The following is a 2,224-nucleotide window of genomic DNA, read 5'->3' on the forward strand; positions in this document are numbered from 1 at the left end:
CTGTTGCACCCACATTCCCCGCCTAATGGGGACTGAAAGGGCTGTTACGGCCTCGGCCGCCTCGGACAACATTATTGAGTTGCACCCACATTCCCCGCCTAATGGGGACTGAAAGGCGTCGTAAATTGCAACAGGTTTTGCAATAGCAAGCGCTGTTGCACCCACATTCCCCGCCTAATGGGCGCTAGGCCCTAATACTGATAGGCATAAAAATAGCGCCAGCCGACCGCCAGGGCCATCAGGCGCTTGTTTAGCATATGGGTTTATCGCGGATCATTTTAACTGCCCTCCTTGGCTAAAATCGGGCATGAAAAAACCGCCCGATTAGGCGGTTATTTACTATGATAAGTTATTTCGACTATTTCATCTGGCCCTACAGTTGGCCAAAGGCTCATATCTTCATCGGTTTCGATCAGAAAGGCTACCGGATCAGTGTATACCTCTAAAACTGTCCCCTCCCGTCCATCTTTTAACCGAACGACGTCCAATTCTTTGATTTTCACTTATCTTTCACCTTCCTTTCGGTTATATAAGCACTGGTCAAACGCGGTTCATCGCTTCCCCAGTCGACGATCCAAGCTGTCAATACGTTTGCAGTTCAGCCACTTGGACCAGTTAGCTCAATCTGGATTTCAAACTTCTGGCCATGTTGATTATCGCCCTTATATACCGGGCTATACTTGGAAACATTCTCTTGAATTGCGTGAATTAACTCCTGATAGTTATCTTTAATATACCCAAGCACCTTTTCAAATGCAACGGCTTTAGATCCACCTACCTTATGATTTTTATCTAGGCAGTAATTTAAGATCTTAGATGTCGGGATTTTTACTTTTTCTTTACTAAATGGAGGTATATCCCCGAAGCGCTGCAAACCAAAATCAGTCTTAGTTAAACGCGGCCGTGGATCTTCGTGCCCTTTCCATTGCCTAAGATATTGTCGCCAATCCCGACCATGCAGACAGGCAATATCTCCTTTGATACCAAGCAACCGACGCCTATTGGCAGAGTCAATCTTCCGCAAAAACTCGTCGCCACCTTTTTGTACCTGATCCCTTTGGCGCATACCGTCCAACTCGCCGTTGAAAACCTTTTCCTAGTGGCATAAACAATGTGGATGCGCCGGTTGCAACTGGCTCTTAGCCTACACATGATGGATTGAAATAGGTGCGCTAGCCTAACATACAATGGCGGGTCGGTTATCGCCGATATCAAAAGTTGGCCGGCGAAATTGAAGCTCGCGGCACGGAAAACCGCGCCGACTTGACGGCGGAGGAGAGAAAAGAAATAGCGCCTGACCTTAAGTCAGACGCTATTATTTCTTATGGCGGTAGGGAGTACGCTTATAGCAGTGATAGTATTGCTGCTAATATCAAACGCGGCCAGATTGCAATGGAAAAAGTTATCCGGGAAAAAACTGATGTACTAAATGCCATGTACCGACCGGAGCTTGGAGGAATCTCATTTTACTGGGGAACGCCAGGCAGAGGCAAGAAGTTTAAGGGCGGCAGCGGTGTTTCTCATATTATCGCCAAGCGGAATTCGGAAGGTAAGAACGGAGAAGAAATAGCCCGGAACCTCGTTGAGGTTATTGCAAAGGGGAAAATCAGCGAACCGTACGGCCCTCCAGAATGGGAAAGAGTCAATGTTTATCACAATGGACATACGGCTGTTCTGTCTTTATATAAGGATGGTCATATTCAAACATGGCTGCTGACGGGATGGAAAAATGATAAAGAGGATTCTGGCGTACCCGGCGAAGGTAACGATTCGACCGGGACTACACGCGCCGATCCTTCACTTACTCGTACCGGCGCGGGAGCAGAATCCTCTATTGATAATAGTATACCAAAACCGGGCGAATTGTTCCAGTCGAAAAATAGTCCCGATAGTGTCAAGACATTGTAGGATTTTTTAGAAGACATACCATCACGGATGAGTTAACATAATATTAAGCATAGGCAAGCGAAAGCTCCCGCAAGACCTTATATAAGAAGTTTTTCGGCCCCTTTAATACAGGAATATTGTCATGTGTTTCACAGGTTGCTTTTGTTTTCTTTTGCCGTTCAACTTCTACAGTTTCTGCCGGGCTTGTTGTCATTATCTCAATTTTGTAATTTGTACGTTGTTGTCTTAGATATTCCTCGGCTACTGACTGACCATTTGCCTGACATACGCGTATGTATGCCATATGCTTGGCGCCTTCTCGGCTCCACCCCATCGG

Annotated in this window: 3 protein-coding genes and 1 pseudogene; 1 reads left to right on the top strand and 3 read right to left on the bottom strand. The window is 46.4% G+C overall.

Translation table 11 applies throughout. From position 1 onward, the window contains the following. Positions 1 to 332 precede the first annotated feature (332 nt). The gene (locus BLQ99_RS14840; RefSeq protein WP_143005908.1) at positions 333 to 503 is read right to left on the bottom strand and encodes a DUF4926 domain-containing protein; all 171 of its coding nucleotides are present in this window, start codon (positions 501 to 503) and stop codon (positions 333 to 335) included. 95 nt (positions 504 to 598) lie between these two features. Next, the gene (locus tag BLQ99_RS13730) at positions 599 to 1,066 is read right to left on the bottom strand and encodes a DUF6883 domain-containing protein (protein ID WP_093691948.1); all 468 of its coding nucleotides are present in this window, start codon (positions 1,064 to 1,066) and stop codon (positions 599 to 601) included. Between the two features lie 152 nt (positions 1,067 to 1,218). On the opposite strand from BLQ99_RS13730, the gene BLQ99_RS13735 reads away from it, so the two are divergent. After that, positions 1,219 to 1,908, top strand: coding sequence for a putative barnase/colicin E5 family endoribonuclease (locus BLQ99_RS13735; protein WP_093691950.1), 690 nt, complete (start codon positions 1,219 to 1,221; stop codon positions 1,906 to 1,908). Between the two features lie 43 nt (positions 1,909 to 1,951). Here BLQ99_RS13735 and BLQ99_RS13740 read toward each other — a convergent pair. After that, positions 1,952 to 2,224, bottom strand: a pseudogene (locus BLQ99_RS13740) (ISLre2 family transposase); the annotation flags it as partial.

The organism is Sporolituus thermophilus DSM 23256, assembly GCF_900102435.1.
Classification (GTDB): domain Bacteria; phylum Bacillota; class Negativicutes; order Sporomusales; family Thermosinaceae; genus Thermosinus; species Thermosinus thermophilus.